General features: G+C 36.4%; 24 protein-coding genes and 1 tRNA gene. 6 read left to right on the plus strand and 19 right to left on the minus strand.

From position 1 onward, the window contains the following. Positions 1–300 precede the first annotated feature (300 nt). Positions 301–1,599 carry an HlyD family secretion protein gene (locus ACLI50_RS21755; RefSeq protein WP_181397983.1) on the plus strand — a complete coding sequence of 433 codons (1,299 nt, stop codon included), beginning with the start codon at positions 301–303 and terminating at the stop codon, positions 1,597–1,599. A 405-nt stretch (positions 1,600–2,004) separates the two neighbouring features. On the opposite strand, the gene ACLI50_RS21760 is transcribed toward ACLI50_RS21755, so the two are convergent. From ACLI50_RS21760 to greA, 7 genes are all read right to left on the minus strand, one after another. Further along, positions 2,005–2,078: transfer RNA gene (locus tag ACLI50_RS21760), tRNA-Met, on the minus strand. A gap of 44 nt (positions 2,079–2,122) precedes the next feature. Continuing rightward, on the minus strand, positions 2,123–3,415 hold the full coding sequence (locus tag ACLI50_RS21765; RefSeq protein ID WP_343643473.1) for a TlpA family protein disulfide reductase: 1,293 nt from the start codon (positions 3,413–3,415) through the stop codon (positions 2,123–2,125). A gap of 61 nt (positions 3,416–3,476) precedes the next feature. Beyond that, entirely contained in the window at positions 3,477–3,698 is a 222-nt protein-coding gene (locus tag ACLI50_RS21770; protein WP_110010702.1) for a signal peptidase, read from the minus strand. Between the two features lie 5 nt (positions 3,699–3,703). Further along, on the minus strand, positions 3,704–5,677 hold the full coding sequence (locus ACLI50_RS21775; RefSeq protein ID WP_110010701.1) for a T9SS type A sorting domain-containing protein: 1,974 nt from the start codon (positions 5,675–5,677) through the stop codon (positions 3,704–3,706). A 74-nt stretch (positions 5,678–5,751) separates the two neighbouring features. Further along, on the minus strand, positions 5,752–6,939 hold the full coding sequence (gene clpX, locus ACLI50_RS21780; RefSeq protein ID WP_110010700.1) for an ATP-dependent Clp protease ATP-binding subunit ClpX: 1,188 nt from the start codon (positions 6,937–6,939) through the stop codon (positions 5,752–5,754). A 68-nt stretch (positions 6,940–7,007) separates the two neighbouring features. Then, complete coding sequence (locus ACLI50_RS21785; protein ID WP_110010699.1) at positions 7,008–7,397, minus strand: HIT family protein; 390 nt, start codon at positions 7,395–7,397, stop codon at positions 7,008–7,010. 57 nt (positions 7,398–7,454) lie between these two features. Next, positions 7,455–7,925 carry a transcription elongation factor GreA gene (greA, locus tag ACLI50_RS21790; RefSeq protein ID WP_110010698.1) on the minus strand — a complete coding sequence of 157 codons (471 nt, stop codon included), beginning with the start codon at positions 7,923–7,925 and terminating at the stop codon, positions 7,455–7,457. A 109-nt stretch (positions 7,926–8,034) separates the two neighbouring features. Here greA and ACLI50_RS21795 point away from each other — a divergent pair, with 109 nt between their 5' ends. From ACLI50_RS21795 to ACLI50_RS21805, 3 genes are all read left to right on the plus strand, one after another. After that, the gene (locus ACLI50_RS21795) at positions 8,035–8,490 is read left to right on the plus strand and encodes a hypothetical protein (protein ID WP_411414632.1); all 456 of its coding nucleotides are present in this window, start codon (positions 8,035–8,037) and stop codon (positions 8,488–8,490) included. Positions 8,491–8,499: 9 nt separating this feature from the next. Continuing rightward, on the plus strand, positions 8,500–8,949 hold the full coding sequence (dtd, locus tag ACLI50_RS21800; protein ID WP_343641196.1) for a D-aminoacyl-tRNA deacylase: 450 nt from the start codon (positions 8,500–8,502) through the stop codon (positions 8,947–8,949). A 268-nt stretch (positions 8,950–9,217) separates the two neighbouring features. Beyond that, entirely contained in the window at positions 9,218–10,876 is a 1,659-nt protein-coding gene (locus tag ACLI50_RS21805) for a S8/S53 family peptidase (RefSeq protein WP_343641194.1), read from the plus strand. A gap of 90 nt (positions 10,877–10,966) precedes the next feature. On the opposite strand, the gene ACLI50_RS21810 is transcribed toward ACLI50_RS21805, so the two are convergent. From ACLI50_RS21810 to ACLI50_RS21860, 11 genes are all read right to left on the minus strand, one after another. Beyond that, positions 10,967–11,479 (minus strand): hypothetical protein, encoded by a 513-nt coding sequence (locus ACLI50_RS21810; protein WP_110010694.1) that lies wholly within the window; start codon positions 11,477–11,479, stop codon positions 10,967–10,969. Between the two features lie 60 nt (positions 11,480–11,539). Further along, entirely contained in the window at positions 11,540–12,079 is a 540-nt protein-coding gene (locus ACLI50_RS21815; RefSeq protein ID WP_110010693.1) for a hypothetical protein, read from the minus strand. Between the two features lie 53 nt (positions 12,080–12,132). After that, entirely contained in the window at positions 12,133–12,837 is a 705-nt protein-coding gene (locus ACLI50_RS21820; protein ID WP_411414633.1) for a DUF1361 domain-containing protein, read from the minus strand. A gap of 6 nt (positions 12,838–12,843) precedes the next feature. Then, a complete protein-coding gene (locus tag ACLI50_RS21825; protein WP_411414634.1) occupies positions 12,844–14,214 on the minus strand; it encodes a DUF4153 domain-containing protein in 1,371 nt (456 codons plus the stop codon). A gap of 58 nt (positions 14,215–14,272) precedes the next feature. Continuing rightward, positions 14,273–14,566 (minus strand): hypothetical protein, encoded by a 294-nt coding sequence (locus ACLI50_RS21830; protein WP_343641183.1) that lies wholly within the window; start codon positions 14,564–14,566, stop codon positions 14,273–14,275. An 11-nt stretch (positions 14,567–14,577) separates the two neighbouring features. Continuing rightward, complete coding sequence (locus ACLI50_RS21835; protein ID WP_343641181.1) at positions 14,578–15,063, minus strand: Coq4 family protein; 486 nt, start codon at positions 15,061–15,063, stop codon at positions 14,578–14,580. 6 nt (positions 15,064–15,069) lie between these two features. Beyond that, positions 15,070–15,372, minus strand: coding sequence for a hypothetical protein (locus ACLI50_RS21840; protein WP_227943471.1), 303 nt, complete (start codon positions 15,370–15,372; stop codon positions 15,070–15,072). A 29-nt stretch (positions 15,373–15,401) separates the two neighbouring features. Further along, on the minus strand, positions 15,402–15,692 hold the full coding sequence (locus ACLI50_RS21845; RefSeq protein ID WP_343641177.1) for a hypothetical protein: 291 nt from the start codon (positions 15,690–15,692) through the stop codon (positions 15,402–15,404). Positions 15,693–15,756: 64 nt separating this feature from the next. Beyond that, positions 15,757–16,047 (minus strand): winged helix-turn-helix domain-containing protein, encoded by a 291-nt coding sequence (locus ACLI50_RS21850; protein WP_110010688.1) that lies wholly within the window; start codon positions 16,045–16,047, stop codon positions 15,757–15,759. A gap of 96 nt (positions 16,048–16,143) precedes the next feature. Continuing rightward, positions 16,144–16,761 (minus strand): hypothetical protein, encoded by a 618-nt coding sequence (locus ACLI50_RS21855; RefSeq protein ID WP_202840515.1) that lies wholly within the window; start codon positions 16,759–16,761, stop codon positions 16,144–16,146. Between the two features lie 215 nt (positions 16,762–16,976). Then, positions 16,977–17,741, minus strand: coding sequence for an enoyl-CoA hydratase/isomerase family protein (locus ACLI50_RS21860; RefSeq protein WP_202840513.1), 765 nt, complete (start codon positions 17,739–17,741; stop codon positions 16,977–16,979). A 258-nt stretch (positions 17,742–17,999) separates the two neighbouring features. Here ACLI50_RS21860 and ACLI50_RS21865 point away from each other — a divergent pair, with 258 nt between their 5' ends. Both ACLI50_RS21865 and ACLI50_RS21870 read left to right on the plus strand, forming a co-directional pair. After that, positions 18,000–18,551: a phage tail protein gene (locus ACLI50_RS21865; protein ID WP_411414635.1), complete on the plus strand. Its 552-nt coding sequence runs from the start codon at positions 18,000–18,002 to the stop codon at positions 18,549–18,551. Positions 18,552–18,588: 37 nt separating this feature from the next. Further along, complete coding sequence (locus ACLI50_RS21870; protein WP_202840511.1) at positions 18,589–19,410, plus strand: T9SS type A sorting domain-containing protein; 822 nt, start codon at positions 18,589–18,591, stop codon at positions 19,408–19,410. Positions 19,411–19,491: 81 nt separating this feature from the next. On the opposite strand, the gene ACLI50_RS21875 is transcribed toward ACLI50_RS21870, so the two are convergent. Further along, positions 19,492–20,178: an SMUG2 DNA glycosylase family protein gene (locus tag ACLI50_RS21875; RefSeq protein ID WP_202840510.1), complete on the minus strand. Its 687-nt coding sequence runs from the start codon at positions 20,176–20,178 to the stop codon at positions 19,492–19,494. Positions 20,179–20,233: the final 55 nt, after the last annotated feature.

Raw genomic sequence — 20,233 nt, forward strand, 5'->3', positions numbered from 1 at the left:
CACCATATAGCGGAATCCGAAAAGCTTACAGAGTAGGAAAAATAAAAACTAATAGTAATCATGAAAAATCTTAAAAAACTTTCGAGAAAAGATTTGACATTTGTCAGCGGAGGTGTTATTATTCCGGACAACAACTGCTGTGGATCCTGGTGTCTAGGCAGCTGGGTACCATGCCGCATAAAGCACTTTGAATGCCCGCCGGATGCAGACACTTCGCCACCATCATGGTATGACGGGAACTGCCCAATTATTTAAATTATATTCCCCCTGAAATATTGGGGGAAATTTTACTACATAACAATGAAAGAAGACGTTTTAGACAATATTGAACTCCGCTCAGAAAGCGTACAGGATATTCTTACCCAGCCGCCGCATTGGATGATCCGCTGGGGAAATACGGTGATATTTATTATCCTGCTATTGATTCTCTTAATGAGCTACATTATAAAATATCCCGAATTTGTACCGGCTCCTATTATTGTGACTTCTCAGAACCCTCCTGAGAAAATAGAAGCACGAACCAGCTCTAAAATTGAAAAAATATTCATAAAAGACCACCAGGAAGTTAAAAAGAATGATGTTCTGATGGTGATGCAGTCTGCAGCCAACTATAAGGATATTTTAGAGCTTAAAAAACTGGTAGACTCCATCACTCCCGATCAATTATACTCCTTCCCTATTGCCCAGGCTTCAAGATTTAAGCTCGGTGAATTACAGGGTGAGTACAACAGTTTTGCAAAAGCATTTCAGGACGAAGCCCTTTTTACAAGATTACAGCCATACGCTCCCGAAAATCTGGCGGCCAATCAGAGTATTTCAGAATATAAAGTAAGAATTGCCACATTAAAACAGCAGAAAAACCTGGAATCTATAAAGTATGATCTGACTAAGAAAAATTTCAACAGATCTCAGGAACTATTTAATCAGGGTGTTATCTCTGCTATGGAACTTGAAAACGAAAAAATCAAATATCTTCAGGCTCAGCAAAATCTTGAGAATATTAAAATTTCCATATCACAAATGGATGAAGGCATCTCCAACCTGAATAAAACCAAAAGCGGAACTGCCATTAACACAGAAAAAGACAGAATTACCTATTCGTCACAAACCCTGCAGCTTCTTGAACAGCTGCGAAAATCTTTGAAACAGTGGGAGCTGAACTATCTGGTGATCTCATCCACAGACGGCGTTGCCAGTTTTCAGCAGTTTTTCGGCGAGAATCAATTCGTAAAGGTAGGTGAACCTATCCTTTCTATTCTTCCTAAAAATAAAGAGCAGTTGGTGGGCAGAATGTCCGTACCTACAACAAACTCAGGAAAAATAACTCCGGGTGAAAAAGTTCTGATTAAACTGGATAACTACAGATTCCAGGAGTACGGTATCATCGAAGGAAAAGTACAGAACATCTCCCTGATTCCTGATGATAAAGGAAACTACTATGTAGATGTGATCTTGCCAAAAGGATTAAAAACAAGCTACAATAAAACACTTACATTCGATAAAGAGCTTAGAGGCAGTGCAGAGATTGTCACACAGGATCTGCGACTGATTGAAAGATTCTTCTATCAGATCAGAAAGCTGCTCGGATATCAGGTTTGATAAGCTTTTAAAAAACATTAAAACCGTTTTACAGATATGTAAGGCGGTTTTTTTATTCTTTATTTTTAAGATGGCAACCAATCTAATCCTATTTTCCGGAACGCAATATACTTTTCCTTTTAAACAGTCCATTACAGCCATAATTCAGCGAAACAAAGGATTTCTATTACTGACAATAAGATCATCAAAAAAAGACAGCAAAAAGGCGAATATAAAAGAGATAATAACGTAAGATGAATAAATGATCTCAGTACTAACGCTGAAAAGTATAATTATTCCCTTAATACTCCATCAGAAGACTGAAATTATTAAAAATAAAATTGAGTTGAAAGAATTAAAGAGTAAAGTATTAATTTTTTTAAAAGTAAAAACCGCAATCATTGGTGTAATGATTGCGGTTTATTGTAGCGAAGACGGGAATTGAACCCGTGACCTCAGGGTTATGAATCCTGCGCTCTAACCAACTGAGCTACCTCGCCGTTTTGGTGGTGCAAATATAGAAAATATTTCTTTACCTCCAAAATTATTTTACCTTAAAATATTCTAAAACATCTCCAACATGATCTGGTTTGCTGATTATCTTATTGTTAGCATCTAAAATAAAATACGTCGGAGTTGCATGAATATTATACAAATCTGTGTAACTGCTGTTCCATCCTCTCAATTCGGAATCATTCACCCAGGGAAATGCAGCGATTTTTTGGGTATATGAATTCTTATCCACATCCAAAGACAGTCCTACAATCTGGATATTTTTTGATTTCAGGTCATTGTATTTTTCCAGAAGTTTCGGAAGTTCACTTTCGCAGTGTGAACATGTGGAAGACCAGAAGACAACGACCTTTTTATCTGCTTTAATATCGTGTAATGATTTGGCAGTGGTATTAACAGGTGACTGGAACTTATAATTAGGGAAAACCGCCCCCATTTCAATATTGGCGTTCGATTTCAACGTAGAAGCAAGTCTATCGTTAATGGTACACTTAAGATTTTTGGCAAGAGACAGATATTTACTCTTATATTCATCCATCTGATAGACATCAAAAATATCAATCAATTCTGACAATACAGTCTGCCCTCTTGGAGTTTCTACTTTTAAACGATCCAATAACTTATCAACAGACGCCGTAACGTTTGTATTCCCTCCTGAATTCAGATAAGCTACCAACAAAGGTCTTAATAATGATGAGCTTTCAAGCATATCACCGGATTTGTCCAGAAAGTTGATTATTTCTTCCTGATCTATTTTTTTCACGGCATCAGGAGAGTTGGAAAGAAACTTGCTGTAATTCGTATTGTAATAAGCAATAAACGGGTGTTGCGCTGCATCAATAGAGCTTGATGCACCGGAAAGCCTGTCAATTTCTGTTTTCAGCGCTTTTCCAAAGTCGGTATTATCTTTATAATATTCTTTAATCTGTGCTAAAGCCGGTAAAATAAGCTCTTTCTTTTGTGAACCCTCCTGTTGTTTACTCATCAGATTATTGGCTTCATCCAGATAGATAACATCCTTCACTTTATTATTCTGAATATCCAGTTTAAAGTTGACATTTTTATTTTCAGAAATAAAGCTTACGGTATTATTGGAGCCAGGGAAATAGACTTTCATCATCCCCATATAATGGCCCGGATATTTAAAAGTCCACGTACTATTCTTACTCTGTTCTTTAGTAACAATAATATCTTTCGATCCGTTTAATGTATATAAAATAGCGTCCTGATCTTTAAAATCTGCCGGAGTCTGAATTGTAACAGTAAATTGAGCCTGCAGAGCAAATGCAGTTAAAACTGCAGATAGCATATAAATTTTTTTCATATAGTAAAAATAAAAAAACTCCCTGACTAATCAGAGAGTTTAATATTATTTTAATAAAATTTTATGCTTTTACGCTCTTGTACTTTTTTGTAAAGTAAACAATAAATCCAATTGCTACGATACCAAGTACATATACATACATATCAATTGGTGAGGCAGGTGACCCGGTACCATTTCCTCCGTTTCCTCCTCCTCCCGGGATTGCTGGTTGTGGTGGAGCGGCATTTGCTAAAGATACAGCAAACAGGAAAAACGCCAGAACTAGTTTATTAATAGTTTTCATGTGGTTTATTTTAAGATTTTAGTATTAACAGTTTCTCCCTTATCAGAAACGATTTTTACAACATATGAATTTTTAACTGAGCCATCAAGCTCGATTACAAAATCTCGGGATGTTTCAACCGCTTTTTTAGAGATTACCAGTTTACCGCTCATATCATAAACTTGAATGTCCGCTTTTTTCCATTTTGGATCAAATCTAACAATGTAATTTGTAACTGATGGATCGTAAACAACAAGTGTTCTTGAAACACTAGGAGCTGTTTTATCTACAGCCAAAGTAATATTACTTGGCTCACCGTAATACAAGTTAGCTTCTTCATTTGTTACCGCTACAACATCTCCTTGTTTAGCCTGTACTAAATTTCCATTTTCCGCTTTATAATAGAAACCAATTCCTGAAGATAACTGGTGTGTCCCAGCAGGAATAAGTTCTGCATTTTCTCTGATCTCGAACTTATAAGATTTAACCTGATCAAGTTTATAGTTAACTAACTTAACATTTTTACCTTGGAAGTTACTCTCATTAGCTTCGTTAATATATAACCAATAATTAGTATAATTGTTATCATACCCACCATTCAGCGCTTCTTCGTAAGTACCAATGATTCTGGTACCTGCTGAAGCCTGAACTGTTGTAGCTGTAGAAACCTGGTGTCCTGTTGTAAATGATGGAGAAACCACATAATATGTTCTGGAAATCTCTTTACCATTAGCATCAAGACCGATTACCCCAAGCTGTTTCACTGTACTGTTTGTACCTTTACCAGCCATTCTGGCTGCATTTACACCGTTAGGGGTACCTGCTGCTCTTGCTGTTGATTTGAATCTTCTCAGTGTATTAAAATCTAAAGTCTGAGCTGTATTGTCTCTTAACTTTATTTTAAATGACTGCATAGGTTTCATTACTACATTATCAACATCTCCAACAGCTGGAGCAACACCATCACCTGTAGTAACAAAAGTAACCACCTGAGCACCTGTAGCATAAGTAGAACCTCCCGGAAGTGTAACAACAGTACCCGGGTTATATTCAATACCCCAGATATTTTTTACAGCATTTCCGTCTGATCCGGTAACACTTTCAGTATATCCGATATTAGATAAATCTAAATTGGTAAGGAATGGGTTACCAAACTGATACCAGTTTTGTCCAAATGTTCCAGCCCATGCGCTTGTAGTAAACTCAAAACTGTCATCTAAATAAGTGTTGTACTTTTCGTTGTAAGAATTCACAGCATTACCACCAGCTCCGAATACGACATTAGAAGGTCCCAAATTAGATTTTCCTCCATTCTGCAATGTTACAGTTCCAGCTAACGGAGCATATGGCTTTCCGTTAATATTGAATACTGTTCCGGTTGCAGGTGTGCTTGGATTCCAATCATTATTGGTAACTTTCAGCATATAATATCCCGGACCATCAGTAGTTGTAGTTGCTAAATTTGTAAAATGTGCAGAAACTGCATTAGCGTTGTCCCACTTAAGAATTGGATTGCTGTATCTCCCCGTATTGAAAGTCTTACCAACTTCAGTAGATAATGAGCTTAAAGCTTTACCATAGAAAGGCAAAGCAACTTGTTGGAAATAATTACCACTACCATTACTTGTAGTTCTGTACTCTTTGGTTACAATACCCGTAATGTTGGACTGGGATAGCCCATCGATGTACAGCTGGCCATACGTGGAAGTAGCAAAAGAAGCAGGGGTATTAAGTCTTAAGATGATATTTCCACCGTCAGTTTTATCACCTGTTCCGGCAGCATTAATTGTCTTAAAAGCATCTGTACCAGATCCTACAACCATAATATTTCCATGCACGTCCAAAAGGCCATTACCCTTTGTTTGTACACCTCCACCGCTATAAACTAGGGTGCCTTCGCTCACATACATATTAGCATTAGTGTCAACATGACATAGTATCTGCGCCTGAACAGAATAACTAATTGCTAAAAGACCTATAGCAAATAAACTTTTTCTCATTGTATAAATTATTTGTGTGTTAATACAATCTTCACCCGCAAAGGTATTATTATTTTTCTTAAAAAAAAAATTTTTTATCTATTAATCAAAACATTATCTTCATTTAAGATGATATCTTTCTCCTCTCCTATTGAAAACATATAGTCTTCTAGAACTTTTTCGGTGGTCCCTCTAAGACCTCTTGCACCTAGTCCTTTTTCAATAGTTTCTTCTACGATTTTTTCAATGGCTCCGTCTGTAATAACCAAATTTGTGCCATCCATTTTGAAAAGTTCCACAAATTGATTCACAATAGAGTTTTTAGGTTCCTTCATGATTCTTACCAGAGTCTCTTTGGTGAGTTTATCAAGGTAAGTGATGATTGGAAATCTTCCTAAAAGTTCCGGAATTAATCCGAAAGTACGAAGATCAATTGCATTAATATTTGTTAATATATATTCGTCTTCGTCAGTTTTATTGATTTTTTCAGAACTGAACCCGATGGCCTGCTTGTTCATTCTTCTTTCGATGATTTCTTTGATTCCGTCAAAAGCCCCTCCTGCAATAAATAAAATATTCTGAGTATTAACCTGGATGTATTTCTGATCCGGGTGCTTTCTTCCTCCCTGTGGCGGAACATTCACAATACTTCCTTCCAGCAGTTTCAGCAATCCCTGCTGTACTCCTTCTCCGGAAACGTCTCTTGTAATACTTGGGTTGTCTGATTTTCTGGCAATTTTATCAATCTCATCAATGAAAACGATTCCTTTTTCAGCTTTTTCCACATCATAATCTGCCACCATAAGAAGTCTTGAAAGGATACTTTCAACATCTTCTCCTACATATCCGGCTTCTGTTAGAATAGTAGCATCTACGATACAGAAAGGGACGTTAAGCTCTCTGGCAATCGTTTTTGCCAGAAGGGTTTTACCTGTTCCGGTTTCCCCTATCATGATAATGTTTGATTTTTCAAGCTCCACCTCCCTGTTTTCGTCCTGAGCATGAAGCAACCTTTTATAATGATTATATACAGCGATTGAAAGCTGCTTTTTTGCCTGATCCTGTCCAATTACATACTGATCAAGGAATTCTTTGATCTCTTTTGGTTTTTTAAGCTCATCCATGCTGTCTGCAGGTGAATATCCTGTTTTGGATGCACCATCTTTTACGATCGCATGTGCCTGCTCTATACAATTTTCACAAATAAAACCATTCTGCCCGGAAATCAGCATCTGTACTTCATTTCTTTTTCTGCCGCAGAAAGAACATTGGTTTGAGTTCATATGATATAATATATATGTATATGTTAAAGAAAATCGTAAAAAATTACTTTTTTACGATTTTCTGGTTGTTAAGAATTCATAATTGAGTGTTGAATCTCTGTATATTCTTCGTTCGTTAATTTTAATCTTTCATTTCTGAAATTCATATCTTCCATCTTATTTAAAGGAATCAGATGGATGTGCGCATGAGGAACTTCAAGTCCCACCACTGCTACTCCTACTCTCACACATGGAACTGCAGTTTTGATCTTCTTGGCTACCTCTTGGGCAAATCCCCAAAGGTTTTTGTATTCTTCACTTTCAAGATCAAAAATCAGATCCACTTCTTTTTTAGGTACAACTAAAGTATGTCCCTTCACCAAAGGCATTGCGTCTAAGAATGCAATAAAGTTTTCATTTTCTGCAATCTTATAAGAGGGAATTTCGCCATTAATGATTTTCGTGAATATAGTGCTCATTTTATCAGAAGTTTGGGTTAGATATTTAGAAGTTTAGAAATAGAAAGGGATATCAGACTATAAAGAAATGTCTAATACTTCGAAAGACAGTTTGTTTCCGTTGGGTAAAATAATTTCAGCAGTTTCACCAATAGCTTTTCCTAACAGGCCTTTTGCGATAGGTGTATTCACAGAAATCTTCCCTGTCTTCAGGTCGCTTTCATTATCCGGTACCAATGTAAATACCTGCTCCTGCTTGGTAGCATTATTTTTAAGTTTCACTGTTGTTAAGATTGAAACTTTTGAAGTATCTAATTGGCTTTCGTCTATAATTTTAGAAGTAGAAATAACATCTTTCAGCTTGGAAATTCTCATTTCAAGCATCCCCTGAGCCTCTTTAGCCGCATCATATTCTGCATTTTCCGATAAATCTCCTTTATCTCTTGCTTCTGCGATCTGCTGAGTAATTTTTGGTCTCTCCACAGTTTCCAACTGTTCCAGCTCAGCTTTCATTTTCTCTAGGCCCTCCTTAGTTACATAGCTTGCCATAATTTTCAAAATTTAGTTTTAGTATAAAAAAATAATCCGACATTTGCCGGACAATGTTTTCGTGTTGTAATCGTTTAATTTTTACAAATATATAAAAATTTAAATTGAAATGAAAAAAACTTTTTCAATCTTATCCATTTTCAGTTTATTGATTTTCAGCAATTTAACCACAAACTCATGTGGAAGCAGAGAAGATACGGTAACCTGCTTTCCCAATGTTCCTATCAATGTATCACTTAATTTAAACCTGCCTGCTTATTATGCTTTAAACAATATCAACGGCTGGATTTATGTGAACGAGCAACAGTCAGGAACCAGAGGATTGATTATTGTCCGTACAGCCAACGGATTTAAAGTGTATGACAGAAATGCACCGCACATATGTCCTGATAACAATACTACTCTTGAGGTAAAAGATAATATTGCCATCGTATGTCCTGAGGATAATACCAGATGGATCTTAAGTACGGGACAACCGGAATCGGGTGCAAAAACTTCTCTGCCACCTAAGACCTATCCTTACAGTTACGATGCTGCAAGTAAAACCTTAAATGTTTATTATTAAAAATACAAAATGAAGATCGTTATACAAAGAGTCTCCGAAGCCAGTGTAAAAGTGGACGGAAAAATTGTGGGTGAAATCGGAAAAGGGCTTATGCTGCTGACAGGTATCGATGAAAATGATGAAAAAGCTGATGCAGACTGGCTTGTACAGAAGGTTTTAAATCTTAGAATCTTTGGTGATGAAGATGACAAGCTTAATCTTTCTGTGAAGGATATTTCAGGAGAAATTCTTTGCATCAGCCAGTTTACATTAATTGCAGATTATAAAAAAGGCAACAGACCTTCTTTCATAAAGGCCGCAAAACCGGATAAAGCTATACCGCTTTTTGAGTATTTTAAGGAGGAAATAGCCAAATCGGGATTAAAAACAGAAAGCGGAATTTTTGGAGCTGACATGAAGGTTTCTCTGGTCAATGACGGGCCTGTAACCATTGTAATGGATTCTATTACCAAAAGCTAAGCAGAAAAAGACAAATATGTAAAATACATCCGATACGCTTCAATTTATGAAGCGTATTTTTTTGATGAGTACGTATAAAATATGCGCTCTTAACCCTCACTGGTTTTGAAAACCTGTGAGGTTATGACTCAAAAACAAAAAAAATCCTTTACACAAAAGAAAAGAGTAAAAATTTTAAAATTAAATTCACAAAAATGTGATTTGTTTTCATTTTATTATTATTTTTGACGCAAATCAAAACTGATTCACAACCATTTAACAAAATTGTATGAAAACAAAAATCAATCTTTTCGCATTGTTTGCGTTCTGTTCTACTCTGTCATTCGGGCAGGACAGTCAGCCCAAAATGGCTACTGAACAAAATTCAATTATTTATGTATGCTTTTCAAAAGGCATCAATTCAGAAAAAACAGCCTTCAGCAGAAACGCTGATCTGGAAAGATTTTCAAGAGAAAATCACATCGCATTCAAGTATGATCTGGACTTCACAGACAGCAAACTTGATGAAATGGCCAGAAACAGCAAGGCCATCGGAAATTCCACGGAATCTGTGGAAAAACTGAAAAGAATTTATAAGGCTGATATTCCTATTCAAAATAAAGAAACCTCAGAAAAAATCATCCATACTCTGGAGAGGTTTCCTGAGATAGAATATGTATCTGTAATGAGTGGCGAGCCTATCGAACCACCTTTGGTAAATGCTTTTGTGGCAACTCCTGATCTGGAAAGCCTGCAGACCTACCTGAATGATAATCCGGGAATCAACGCCAAATATGCATGGTCCCGAGGAATCACAGGCCAGAATATCCGTGTGCGGGATGTAGAATATGGGTTCTATAAAACTCACGAGATGCTGTCTAATCAAAACTCCATACAACTGGAACCGGGATATTCTCCAAATGCCGGACTGGCCAATAATAATTACCGTGATCACGGAACGGCAGTAGTAAGTATTTTAGGTTCTGTAAAAGATAATATTGGGCTTACGGGAGCAGCCTACAATACTTCTGAGATAAAAGGCTATATGGAATGGACGACAGTAGGTTATAACAGAGCTTCTGCCGTGAGCAGATCCATCAACGCTTCTCAGGCCGGAGATATTATTTTGTATGAAATGCAGACTGGCGGAAAAGACGGGCAATATTGTCCTGCAGAATATGATAAAGTAATCTGGGATCTTACAAAAGCTGCTACTGATTCAGGAATCATTATTATCGCAGCGGCAGGTAACGGGAATCAGAACCTGGATGACCCTTTTTATGCTACGTATCTTGCGAGAGGAAACAGCGGAGCTATCATTGTAGGAGCAGGATCTCCCAATACTACCCATTCAAAATTAAGTTTCAGTACTTATGGAAACAGAGTGGATGTACAGGGCTGGGGAAGCAGTGTGATGGCAGCAGGTTATGGGTCTTATGCGAAATATGACAATGATAACAACAGAACCTATAATTATTTCAGCGGCACCAGTTCTGCTACGCCGGTGGTATCTTCTGCGGCTATTTTGATCCAGTCTTACTATCGTCAGACTACAGGTCAGTACTTAACCCCTTCAGCGATGAAAAACCTTTTAATTTCAACGGGGATTCCTCAGGGAGGAACTGTGACCGGCCAAAAGATCGGACCTCTTCCCAATGTGAAGAATGCGATTCTTCAGCTGGAAAGTAAATTGGCAACACCTGTTACAGCTTTACCGGCATTGGAAGTTAAGATCTATCCTAACCCGTCCAGCAGTTCTATCGCTATTCAAAGCAATGAAAATAAAAAACTGGATGTAGAGATTATTAACCTTCAGGGTCGTACGGTTATCAAAAATTCAGTTGTACCAAATGAGAAAATTGATATTTCCCAATTACCGACAGGTCAGTATATTATTAATATTAATGAAGGCCAGAGAAGAGTTGTTGAAAAACTGACAAAGCTCTAAAAAATAAAGATTTTTATATACATTTTACTTCACATTAAACCCTCTTCCAGAATACTGCAAGAGGGTTTTAAATAGTAATTTTTTTTGCACTTATTGCGCAGGAACACTGCTGAAATTCAGTGCCACTTTGATGTTCATATCTGAAGAGGTCTGATTTTTCAGCTCGTACACTGTTCTTACTGTTAAACCAGAACTTTTTACAATTTCATCCAGAAATCCGGTATCATTAAGATCAAGATTTAAGCTGGAAGAATTGGTGGAAATATTGGAACGCGAAGCGATGAGTCTTTCTCCCGTTCCGTTGGATGAAACGTATATTTTTACAGTTTTGAAAGCACCCAGATTTCCTCCTGAAGGAGAAGCTACAGAGATTTTCGCATCTGAAATTCTTACGTCTTTAATTTTTGCATTGTTATTTCCTCCGAACCAGGTCTGTACATTGGTAGCTGTTGCAGTGGAAGAAACTTCTTTATCTGCAGGAACTCCCGTAGACACCAAAACATTCGTTGTGTATGGAAATGTATTCTGAACCAGCGACTGTACGGTTCCGCAACTTACGAGTACAGCTGAAGCGGCCATTGCTGTTAGAACTATATTTTTCATAATTTTTAAATTTTAAACTTAAAGGTTAGTTTGCAGAAATTGTACCAAATTGATTGAATTTTATTCTACAGTTACCGTAAAACTTCCTTTTGTATTTCCGGAAGCCATGTTACTTTTCCCGATAATCAGCCATACTTCACCTTTTCCGGGAGTATCATAGGTGATTTCTCTTCCGAAAGGCCCATCATAATTTCCGTTTGGAAGTCTGATCTGATTGAACCGGATATTGAAGTCCTTTTCTTTGGTAGAAATTTTTGCTTTGATGTTCGGGCGGTCGTAGTGGGTCAGTTTTAAAATAAAATCCTGATCATCTTTTGTAAATTCTTCTCCAATGGTAAAAGGCAGCTGATTAGCATCCGCGGTTCTTATGATCTGTCCGTCTTTTTCATTTCTCATCACCCCTTTTCGCAGAACTTCCTTAGTGGCCGGAGCATTGTTAATAATGGAGTCTTTCTTTCTTAATGCTGCAGAATCTGTTTTTACCACAGAATCCGGCATTTCTGTTACCACTGTAGAATCCTTCTCCGGAACGTTTGTCACAGCTGGATCTTTTTTACAGGCAACAATAATCAAAGGAATTAACAATAAGCTTTTTTTCATAATAATTATTTTAAGAATGGATCAACATTAATTATGCTGAGCTCATTTAAATGCTAAAACTGTTCCAATCCGTTTAATGATTTGCTTCCCGGCCGCAATTCTTTTTCTTCACTGATGCCCGACCATTTAAATGTAAAGTACATAAAGTTGAGCATAATTCCCATCAAAAGAGTAACACCCCATGTTTTGGTATATTCCATCGGATAAATAAATCTCACTACAATATCAGAGAACAGGCCGAAAGGATTATTAAGTACATCCCAGCTGTTCCATCTCAGAAAACGGCCAAGATAAACTCCAAAGCTGCTCATGAAAAGAAAAAATACAATAATTCCATTGATACTATTTTTTTTCCCGTAATAAGAAAGTTTTTTTTCAATATCATTAAGGCTAATAAATCCGCAGATCAGGCCGGTCCATGCATAAGAAAGAATCACAATGAGATCATACCAGACCGGGATTGAATTTCTTGCTCTGAGATGAAAAAGATCTGTCAGGATGTAGGGAGAATTGGGAAAGAACAAAATCCAGATTATAATAATAAAGACCAGCGAGATTTTACTTCTGATATTAAAAGCAAGAACAAAAGAACTTAATAATAAAGGAATCCACGCCAGAAAGAGGTTCCAGTTGAGAAACAAAAACACTTTTGTATCACTGATATAGTATCTAAAAGCAGAAAGACTGAAACAGAATATGGTCATCATTATCAACAATACATTAATTTTAAATCTTGAGGGTTCTACAAAGTTTTTCATGATCTTTTATTTTATAGTCTGATAATATAAAATCTTTGAAATAAAGTTTTTGGATGTTTTGTTTTTCACCTTATCCTGCAAGGTCTTTTTAAGTTTCTCATCATTTTTTTCATCCGCATATTTCAGAAGTGCTTTTTCACTGAAGTTGATAGACGTTACATGATAGTTGACCGCAAAATCCTTTCGTTTCATATTCTGGGAAGTAATAAAACCACCCCAGTTGAAGTAACTGCACACAAGGACAGTTCCATAAAAATACCAGATCATTGTATTAACAAGGAAAATATTTCTTTTTTGCTTTTGAATTTTAACATAAGTCAGAACAAGGCCGATCAGTGATAAAAGCAGGAAAGCAAATACACCTAGTCTTTTATAGGTAAATGCATAATAAACAATATACTCATAATTTTTAAGGGCTGCGGAAATAACAAGAACAGCATTAAGGAAAATCCATATTTTGGCTAATACTTTCAGTGAACCTGCTTTTGGATCAAAATTAAATCCTGATTTAAAATAAAACATAATCACAAGAATTGCCATGACAATAGACATAATAACGGCGTTTACTCTCTCATGGGTTTCTTCTGAAAGCTGAACAGGTGTTTTTACAGCTTCATAAAACTGTTCATAATTATAGGTAATAATAAAGAATACCAATAAAACATTCAGCAAGACAAAAGAAATGATTCCGCTTATTCTTTCTGCATCAAGATCAAGAAAGGAATAAGTAGCTTCGGGAATCCGGGATTCTTTGCGGAACTCGTTATCCAGAACATGATTGTTTTTATAGATCAACTTTTCCACTGCATAATTCCAGTAATTAAAGGCAATAAAGAATCCCAGCACAGAGAGACAGAATACCTGCCATAGATTAATATCCAGCTCATAATCTGTGAAAAGGGCTGCAAAATGGTCGCTTCCTGCAGAATATATTCCAAAGAAAACAGAAACCAGCACCAGCGGAATCAAAAAGAAAGCCAATGTCTTTTGCCAAAATCCTGAAAAATTTTTCTTAGGCAGCCACTCATCAAAGCTAAAAAAACGACAGAAGGAAGTACAGCTATTCACAATAAAAACCGGTATTAAAAAGAGAATCTTCAGCCTTCTGTTCTTTGATTTATATCCCAGCAAAAGCAACGAGCTCACCACTGCAATAAAGGATGTAAAATCTCCAAACCAGGCAAATGCAATGCTGGATAGAATACTTGTTGCAAAAAGGCCATATAGTATTCCTGTTTTATTTTTTGCAGGTGTTCTGAAAAGTGTTAATAATGCGTAGACAATTCCAAGAATTCCAAGATTAAGCCCCAGCTCCTGATCATAAAAAACGATGACAAAGAGAATGGCTGTAAGAAATATATAATGATGTGTTTTCATGAGGTTAATTATTTAAAAGATTGAAAGAATTGAAAGATTTAATTTACAGAGATAGAGATTAGCAAAAATTAAAGAATAGGGTGAGGTATAGAAAAGTAACAGGGATATTGAGCAGCAATAGAAGGACAGAGTTTCCGTTTCTTTTCTTTTCGGAAATATCACTCAGGAATTCCATCAACTCATATAAAGTGATCAACAGGTTCGTTACAGCAGCAATCACAACGTAATAAAACCCAAATATGATCAGAAATTCAGCTCTTGTGATCCAAAATAAAAGCAGCAAAGAGGTACCCAGCAAAAAGGAGATTAAAAATGTCTTCTCCCCTAGTGGGCTGAATTTTATTTTTTCCATTATTTTTAATTTTAATGAAGAACTATCGTTTCTTTCTGTTGAATAAAATCTTTCACATGCTCATAATTCTGCCATAGCAGCTCTTCAAAATCCCAGTAATGAAAGGCTCTCATATTTTGTCCCTTTTTATACGCTTTGATATAAATTTTCGCATACTCAGGCAGTATAATTGTTCCCAATACGATTGCAGCCAACAGATGTGCATTGAGTTTACCGTTTCCAAGGAGCAGATACTGCATGGCAATTTCATCTTCGAAGCTCGTTCCACAACCGGTAATCAGATGGTGTACATCATGATTTTCCATTTTGGGGATCATCGAAAAACCGTGTTTTCTGTAAAATTCTCCCAGTTTTCGGCCTAAAGAATCTTCCTGAAACTCCAGCAGTTGTTTTTCATTGAACTGCCACTGCCTTTTTTTCTTTTTGAAATATTTTCTGTATAGCTTTTGAGTTTTATCATACACAAAAAGCAGAAACTGAACACGTATTTTTTTCATAGTGAATTAATTAAAAATAACAAGATTGCATCCTATTATGGTATAAAGTATAGCTATGGGTATATTGATCAGAATTAACCCCGCCGACTGTAAACAGGCTTTACTTGCAGACCGGTCTGCAGCAGCATATATCAACAAAACTGATAGGACAATAACATTGAATACAGTTCCATAAGTAATCAGTAAAAATCCTGAGTCTGCAAACCAATATTCTTTTGTTAGAATGTATCCGAAAAGACAGATATTTCCGGCTAAAAAGAATAATCCGAATATGAATCTTCCGAAGTATATAATTTTTTGATCTTTCATTATTTCAAGGTTTAAATAAAGAAGGCTGATCAGCTTCCCGCAAACGGGCTTCCGAAGATTCCTACTGCTAATTCGCCCCAGATAAGTACCAGAGCCAGCAATATGAGAATGCAGATCATCATTCTCTGACTTTGCTTTTTGATTTTATTTCTAACCATATTGATCAGAAAAGCGGTTGTAAAAAGCAAAGCTCCCGCAATAAGAAAATCTGCTCCTGACCAGTTCACTTCCTTAGAAAACAGATTGCCAACCAAGGGAATACTGAGTAAAGCCAATGGAAGGGCATAAATGGCGATTGTTTTTTGTTTCTGTGTCATCATTTTATTTAATTTAAACATATAAAGTACTTTGTAATTCAAAGTTAATTTTCAAAAAAATATAGGACTATCGCCCCAATAATTTTTCCAGTGCATCTAAATGCTCATTAAACGCCTGCCTTCCGCTCTGTGTAACACGATAAGACGTTTTAGGTTTCTTCCCGACAAATTCTTTCTTTACTTCGATATAGCCTGCTTTTTCCAGCGCATTGCTGTGGCTGGCAAGATTTCCGTCTGTAATTTCGAGCAGGCTTTTCATTTCAGAAAAATCAACCCAGTCGTTAACCATAAGAACGGACATTATCCCCAGTCTTACACGGCTTTCGAATTCTTTATTGAGCTGATTTATTTTGATCATTTTACTTTATCTTTATTCTGAAACACTGCTAAAATGCAATATGCTTGATTATTATTCCGATTTTCACTACTCAATAGCAAAACCACATCTCATTCATTATTTATACTTCTTATGCATGATCAATCCATACACAATATGCAGAACACCAAAACCAATGGCCCAGAACAGCAATCCCCATCCTAAAAAGAACAAAGAAATAAGTCCCAAAATAATCTCAAGATATCCTAAATACTTTACATCCGTTAATGTATATCGTTCTGCGGCTACCAGAGCCAATCCATAAAAAATAAGCGTAGCCGGAGCAATGAAAACAAAAAGATGATGATAAAGAAGCGCAAGGCAAAAGACACCACCTGCTGCCAAAGGCACTGCAAAGGTAACCAAAAGTCTCTTTGTTGTAGCATCCCAGATCTTCAAACCTTTCTTTTTACTTTTATGAGCTGTAAAAAGATAACCGCTGAGGATTGCAATTACCAGAATAACAATACCAATCAGGACAAGCTCTTTAACCAAGGCAGGTCCCAGAATATTTCTGTCCCCATCAAAATAACTGATTCCTTCCCTCTGAAAAACGCAGTACACATATACAGCACCGATAATAGCCGTTAAACCCGCAACAACTCCTGATAAACCACTTAGCGAAATAAATCTGGAAGACCGCTCCATCATAGAACGGATATGCGATAAGTCTTCGTGATAGTTTTTTGAATCCATAAAAAGAACTTTGAATTACAAAGTTATGATTTATTTTCAATCTTCCAAGTTTTTTTTAAAATTCTGGAAATAATTCTCATAACGATATATTAATTGTTTTATAAGCAGCGGAAAAGCTAAAACTTGTATCCTGACATATAATAATGCACAAAAAATCCGTAAAAACAAAAATTTCTACGGATAGCTTTTGGATTAAAATCCTTTATTTTTATACCTTATTTAGCCCTTAACCTTTCTTTAATAGACTCAATATTTTTCTTTGCAGAATCTTCAAGAATAAGACTTGCACTCATGTGAATTCTTGCCGGCATCAATTCATTGAAATGATCTGTTCCTTCCCATGAAACTTTTTTAATTAATGCTAAAGCATCACTGCTTCTGGATGCTAAAGTCTGCAAAAATTTCTCCAGCTTTTCATCCATTTCTTCAATAGTATCTGAAACCGAATGATAAATATTATGCTGTTCAGCCCATTCAGCAGATCTGAAGTCTGCATCAATGGCCATAGCGGAGAATTGTGACTTACCTATTTTTCTTTCAACATAAGGGCCAATTACAAAAGGGCCTATTCCAAGATTGATTTCTGTAAGTGCAAGAGCTGAGTCTTTAGTAGCAAAACAATAATCTGCCCCGCAGGCAATCCCTACTCCTCCGCCGGTAGTTTTTCCCTGTACTCTTACCACAACAATTTTCCCACAGTTTCTCATTGCATTTAAAACTTTGGCAAAACCTCCGAAAAATTGTGTGGAAGCTTCAAGTTCCTCAATGGCTAAGAGCTCGTCAAAACTTGCTCCTGCACAGAAAGCCTTCTCACCGGCACTTTTCACTAAAATAGCTTTCACTTCTTCTTTTGCCCCTTCTTCAAGGATAGTTTCTGCCAGTTTTTCCAAAATTGCTCCTGGAAGAGAATTACTTTTAGGTGTTCCGAAACTGATTTCGGCAATATTATTTTTAATTTCTGATGCTACAAATTCGCTCATTTTTATTTTTATTGGATTCTTACAAAAATACGAAATACAGCTCGTTCAGAGAAACTTAAAGTATAAATTTTCTTTTCCGAATCCGCAAAATTCAAGACATTATTACGTAGAAATACGGAGTTTTTAATTTGGTATTTTCTACTCTAGTACCTGCCTTTTATTAATTGTTCCTTTGAACTAAGAATTAATAACCAAAAGGCGGAATCTGAAAAGCCTGTAAAAAGAGTAAGAAATCTAAAAAACTAAAAACATATTATCATGGACGAGTACATTGGAATCGTAAAATTATTTGCAGGAAATTTCGCACCTAGAGGCTGGATGTTTTGTGATGGAAGTTTAATAAGCATCTCAAGAAATTCTGCTTTATTTTCTATTTTAGGAACAACGTACGGTGGAGACGGTATCACTACTTTTGCCCTGCCTAACTTAAAAGGACGTATGGCTTTGGGAGCAGGGAATGTAAACTCCGGCGAAAGTTATCCTTTGGGAATCGTATCCGGTACAACACAAAATACTCTTTTATCATCGAACCTCCCAAGTATAGGAGCCGGATTTCAGCTTAAAGTAGCGAATAAGAATGCCAATTCATCTACTCCTACAGCTACCTCAACAATTGCCATTTCAGGAACGCAAGTGGGAAGAGATTTCAATGCAGTACCGAGTTTCGTGAATGATACCAACCCTGATACAACTATCAATCCGTTAAGTATTTCTTATACAGGACAAGGCTTACCGCTGAATAATATGCCTCCTTACCTAGGCTTAAATTATATCATTTGTGTTGAAGGTATTTATCCGCCAAGGGATTAATATCCACACCATCACCTAACATTTAAAACCAAACATCATGAAAAGCACTACTTTTTTAGCAATCTGTAGTCTGCTCATTTCAATTTTTTCATTCGGGCAGACCAGTACAGAACAATTTGAAACGGAATCGCACGGAAGTACAAGCTTCACCGATAATGGAGTCATATTTAATATCATTTCACATGTAAGTGTTTTTGATATTCAGGGTAATTTCCCGGGAACCGGCTGGAGTGGAACAGCAAATGATAACAGGTACATCGACAATTCGAATAACTCACAATCCCCACCGTCATTCAGCATCAAAACCACTTCCAATTTGTTTAAAGTAAACAGATTCTGGATGTATCTTTCTGCATTGAATCTGGATCTTAATGTTGCAGGAACACTAACTGTAACCGGAAAACTAAGTGGCGTAACAAAATTTACCCAAACAAAAACAACCGGATTTGCAACAAGCTTAGGTAGCACGAATGGATATACTTTGATTGATCTTACCAACTTAAATGGTCAGAATTACTCAAATATTGTGATTGACGAGTTACAAATCACAGCAAACGGAGCTTTCCGATATGTAGGCTTCGATGCCTTCACCTGGGTAAAAGACAGCAATCTGGTACTGGGGACTTCGGAAGCTAAAAGCACCAAAAAAGACCTGACTGTTTATCCTAATCCAACCAACGGACCTCTTTCTATTACAACAGAAAAAGCAAGTGAAGCTAAGATCTACAACCTGGATGGTAAAATGCTGAAAACTATTCAAACTCAAAAAGGAAATAATGAGGTTAATATTTCAGAACTTCCAAAAGGGGTTTATATTATTAAAACAGCAACAGAATCTACCAAAGTTATTAAAAACTAATATCAGAAAATTTTATAAGTTCCATATCCCACAAAGATTCTAATTCATGAATGACAAATCCCTTTTAACGAAGGGATTTTGTCATTTTCTCAAAGCTAAAATGTACTTGTCTATATAAAGCTGTTTTTCTTTTGATTTGTACTGCTGGATATATCTTGGATGCTCCAGAACGGTCATCGTCTCAAAGAGTTGGGTTTCTTTGTTTAATTGTGAAATGAATTCGGCATTCTTTTTACCCAGAACAAAAACTTCTGAGGTATCCAGATTAAGGCTGATATGCTTCTTCAAAGATTCGATCATAAAGTCTTTGACTGAATTGAAGAGTTCTTTATCATCATAATAGTTGGCATTGAGCCAGCCGTTTTTTGTTTTTCTTACAATAGCCAGCGGAAATGGAGAATTGATATAAATATCTTTATAGAAAAGATCAGTACCACCATAGTCTTCAATCATATCATACATGAAAACGGAAGAAACTTCATGGGTACGGGCAGATTTCATTTTGATTCCGCAGACATTTTCCAGTCTTTTTGTATCGGTAAACGGAACTCCAGTTACTCCCGCGCCATGGCGGCTGGGATTGATTCCGATGATGAATTTCCTCTTAGCTGAATCATCGTAGAATTTATGATAAAACTCTTCCATCACCTTCAACGTCTCAGGATTATCCAGATAAGGATTCAGGACTTGAAAATCATCAGGAAGATTTCCTGTGAAACTAAGGTTTTTGTTGAAATCTATCACATGATCCGCAAAAGTTTTATCCATGAAATCATTTTTATTGTAAAGTAACAAAATTATCCTGTTGCTCAAACCTTTTATC

This window comes from Chryseobacterium cupriresistens, assembly GCF_046614675.1.
In the GTDB taxonomy this organism is placed as follows: domain Bacteria; phylum Bacteroidota; class Bacteroidia; order Flavobacteriales; family Weeksellaceae; genus Chryseobacterium; species Chryseobacterium cupriresistens.